This window comes from Trichococcus sp., from assembly GCF_049589555.1.
GTDB lineage: Bacteria > Bacillota > Bacilli > Lactobacillales > Aerococcaceae > Trichococcus.
In genome coordinates, this window is sequence record NZ_JBAWAZ010000009.1 from 1 (window position 1) to 4,297 (window position 4,297).

Consider the following 4,297-nt stretch of genomic DNA (forward strand, 5'->3'; position numbering starts at 1 on the left):
CTTTTTTTGTAGAAATCCTGATGATATTCTTCCGCAGCATAAAACGGTTGTGCCGGTTCGATGGAAGTCACGATTGGTTTAGTGAATTTCCCGCTGTCCTGCAGTGCTTGTTTGGAAGCTTCTGCTATCTCTTTTTGTTCCGGTGAATGATAAAAAATAACCGGACGGTAAGAAGCACCGCGATCTACGAACTGACCCATCGCATCAGTGGGGTCTGTCTGCTGCCAGTACACCTCCACTAAATCTTTGTACGGAAACAAAGCTGGATCAAATGTGATTTGGACAGCTTCCGTATGCCCGGTTGTTCCGGAACATACTTCTTCATAAGTGGGATTTTCTGTGTGGCCACCCGTGTAGCCGGAAACGACTGATTCGATGCCCGGAAGGCTATCGAACGGCTTGACCATACACCAAAAACATCCTCCGGCAAAAGTAGCTTTTTCCAATCTTGGTTCTGTCACTATTATCATTCCTTTCGTACGCATTTTCGTCTGAAATGATTGTATCATATGCACAAAGGGTTGCTCGCATATCTTGCTTGTGATCAGCGTTTGTTGCTTGCGTTTTCTTTGGTTATTTTCGTGATGCCGCCCATGTATGGAACAAGTGCATCAGGGATCGTGACGGAACCGTCTTCGTTTTGGTAATTCTCCAGTATCGCAGTTACAGTGCGGCCGACAGCCAGCCCTGAGCCATTCAACGTGTGCACAAATTCCAGTTTCCCTGTTTCTTCGTTGCGGTAACGGATTTTCGCGCGGCGGGCCTGGAATGCTTCCGTATTTGAACAAGAACTGATTTCCCGATAGGTATCTTGAGCTGGGATCCAGACTTCTATGTCATAAGTTTTGGCTGCGGAGAAGCCCATGTCACCCGTACATAACGTGATGGTGCGGTGCGGTAAGTTCAAGCCTCTCAGCACAGCTTCAGCATCGTCCGTCATCTTTTCCAATTCTTCATAGGAAGTTTCCGGTTTGCTGAATTTCACCATCTCCACTTTATGGAACTGGTGCATCCTTATCAAGCCTCTTGTGTCGCGCCCTGCACTTCCGGCTTCAGAACGGAATGATGGACTCATCGCCGTGAAATAGACAGGCAGTTCCGCTTCATTCATGATTTCATCGCGGTAATAGTTCGTCAAAGGAACTTCTGCTGTAGGGATCAGCGTGAAATTACGCTCATCCGTCAGCTGGAAGACGTCCTCTTTGAATTTAGGGAATTGTCCGGTACCGAACATGGAAGCTTCATTCGCCATGTAGGGAGGGATGATTTCCGTGTAGCCATGTTCTTCGGTATGCAAGTCCAGCATATAGTTGTAGCAAGCGCGTTCCAGGCGTGCTCCTAGGCCTTTATAGAAGACAAAACGGCTTCCTGTCACTTTAGCGCCACGTTCAAAATCCAGGATATCCAAAGCCTCGGCGATATCATAGTGGGCTTTCGGTTCAAAATCGAACGCGCGTGGTGTCCCCCATCTTCTTACTTCCACGTTATCATCTTCATCCGCACCGACAGGAACGGATGCATGCGGCAAGTTGGGCAATCTTGTTGCGATGAAAGTCGTCTTCTCTTCAATTTCATTCAGTTCTTCATCCAATGCTTTGATTTTGTCGCCGACTTCTTTCATTTCGGCAATCTTGTCATCGGCATTCTCTTTATTGCGTTTTAATTGCGCAATTTCTTGGGAAACGCCATTGCGGTATTGCTTCAAGTTTTCAGTCTCAACGATTTTCTCACGGCGTTGCGCATCCAATTCCTTGAATGTCGCCAAGTCCTCTGTCTTGACCCCGCGTGCAGCCAATTTCTCTGCAGTGGCTTCAAATCCATCCCTCAAAAATTTTACATCCAACATATTGTTTCCTCCTCATTATCTGTACAAAAATAGCCACTCCATCCCTAGAACAATCTGGGACGAAATGGCTTTAACGTTCGCGGTACCACCCAACTTCAGCCAATCCCAAATGGGTCTGGCTGCGCTTCATTGCGTTAACGGACGGATCCGGAACAATTTAGTCAATTTCTTGTTTTCATTGTTCGCTTCATGTGGGGATTCAACAGGTGAAGGGTCAGTTCTCACCGAACCACTGACTCTCTGGGGCGCTTCACATCATTTACTGATCACATGCATGGCTTTCTCTATTCAATTAGGCTAAGCTTCGATACCCTCATTTTACTGAACAAACCCTATGCTGTCAACAAAGCGGCCGGTCCAGATTAGCCTGCAGCTATTCCGGATCAGTCAAAGAATCCTCCGACAAAATCGGATACTGTTTCCCAAGCTTTACCGAACAAGTCTGCGACAACACGGCCGCCGCGCACAAAGATATTGGCTTTCTCCACGCTGCTTGCCACTGCGACTTTGACATCCTCGGAAGTCGCTCCGTCCAGATAGCCCAACTCGTCGCCTTCAACCGTCACAGCGACGGACCCGACTTCTGTGCCTTTTTCGATAGGCGCTTCAATCTCGCCGTCTTCATTCAGGCTTTTTTCAGCCGGTGTGAAAATAGTTGTGAGCGCCAGCTCTTCTGCGCCTTTTTCGGTAACAGTCACAAGGTCTTCGTTGTAGACTAGCCCGACTTCAGTTTGCTTCCCTTTGGCTACGGTAATCGGTTCTTGCGTGGAAACGGCATCGCCTTTCGCCGCTACTGTCGTCTTCTCGAAGGTCGAGAAGGCATAGTCCATCAAACGATCGGTTTCCGTGAAACGTTTGGTGCTCTCGTCAGCGCCGATGACCACGGTGATGATCCGCATTTCATCTTGCTTTGCAGTACCAGTAAAGGATGCGCCGGATTCCAGCGTCGTGCCGGTCTTCAGGCCGTCGACGCCTTCACGGTAATAGAACATGCCAGGCAACATCAAGTTGTAGCTGTGCATCAAGATTTCATCGGATGTTCCCGCTTGGAAAGCCAACTCCGGAACGGCAGTCGTTTCCAAAACTTCAGGGTAATCATCGATCAGATGATCCGCAACCATTGCTACCCCGCGCGCAGTCATTTTGTTGTATCCATCAGCCGAAGCACCTGGATAAAGATGTTCTTCCGGCATATCGCTGTTCGACAAGCCGGTGGCATTATAGAGCTCATAATTTTCTACGCCCCACTCATCCAATTGGGCCTTCATCAAATCGACGAATTTCGCTTCGGAACCAGCCAAAGCTTCCGCCAAAGCGATCGTTGAGCCATTTGCGGAATAGATCAATGCGGATTGATACAGTTCTTCCACAGAATACGTGATGTCCTGGCGCAAAGGCACATTGGAAAAGTCATAGTTCTGGCTGACTTCATAGACGTAATCACTGACGGTGATCTGCTTGTCCCAAGTCAATTTGCCTGCTTCGATGGCTTCGAGTATCAAGTAGATACTCAACATTTTTGTCATTGAGGCTATGCCCAGCGCTTCTTCCCCGTTTTGGTTCACAAGCACTTTATCGGTTTCGTCTTCTATCACGAATGCAGCTTTCGCATCGACAGAAGGCTGTTCAGCGGCCAAAGCAACCGGTGCAGCAAACAAGCTGTTCACCAATACAGAGGCAGCCGAAATTGTTCCCATAATCATTTTTTTGTTTTTTATAGTCATCATTGTTTTTAGTTATCTCCAATCAGTCATTTCATTCAGTTGATATACCCTTCTATGTTAGCGGAAATACTGTAAAAAGACAACCAAAAAAAGGAGCGTACACAGAAAGCGTACGTTCCTTATTCCTTGACAGCCGGAACCTGTTTCAAAGGAAGGTGTAGCACGAATTTGGTTTCCGCCTCATCCGATTCCGCATAGATATACCCGCCGTGCAGTGTTACGATGCTTTGGGCGATCGCCAACCCCAGCCCGGTCCCGCCCGTCTCTTTCGAACGGGAATTTTCCACCCGATAGAAGCGCCCAAACAATTCCTGCAGCGATTCTTCAGGGATGCGCTCCCCATTATTTTTCACGGCAACGATCACCTCGGAACCTATCTTTTCGGCTTCGATATGAACCCAAGTGCCGCCATGCGCATATTTGAGGGCATTGGAAATGAGATTGTTGAAGACTCGGGCCATTTTATCGACATCCATTTCGATCATCAACGGGCTCGTCTTCATGATCACCTCAATCTCCATATGGCGTTTGCGTGACTCCAGTTCATAATCGGCGACGATCTGCTCCAAAAAGTTGCCTATGTTGATCGTCTTCAACAGTAGCGGAGTCGTCGGTTGACGCACTTTCGTGTATTCGAAAAGATCATCGACAAGCACCTTCATCTGCAGTGCCTTTGTGTAAGCGATATGGATATAACGCAAAGCATCCTCTTCACTCGTAAATTGCT

Annotated in this window: 4 protein-coding genes and 1 other annotated feature; all 4 genes read right to left on the reverse strand. The window is 47.9% G+C overall.

Going from position 1 to position 4,297, the window contains the following annotated elements:
- A partial coding sequence (msrA, locus tag WBV27_RS00240; RefSeq protein ID WP_424198407.1) for a peptide-methionine (S)-S-oxide reductase MsrA occupies window positions 1–407 on the reverse strand: 407 nt, incomplete at its 3' end.
- Window positions 408–544: 137 nt separating this feature from the next.
- Window positions 545–1,846 (reverse strand): serine--tRNA ligase, encoded by a 1,302-nt coding sequence (gene serS / locus WBV27_RS00245; protein WP_424198401.1) that lies wholly within the window; start codon window positions 1,844–1,846, stop codon window positions 545–547.
- Between the two features lie 52 nt (window positions 1,847–1,898).
- Window positions 1,899–2,131, reverse strand: a binding site (T-box leader).
- Between the two features lie 98 nt (window positions 2,132–2,229).
- The gene (locus tag WBV27_RS00250) at window positions 2,230–3,573 is read right to left on the reverse strand and encodes a serine hydrolase (RefSeq protein ID WP_424198403.1); all 1,344 of its coding nucleotides are present in this window, start codon (window positions 3,571–3,573) and stop codon (window positions 2,230–2,232) included.
- A 116-nt stretch (window positions 3,574–3,689) separates the two neighbouring features.
- A partial coding sequence (locus WBV27_RS00255; RefSeq protein ID WP_424198405.1) for a sensor histidine kinase occupies window positions 3,690–4,297 on the reverse strand: 608 nt, incomplete at its 5' end.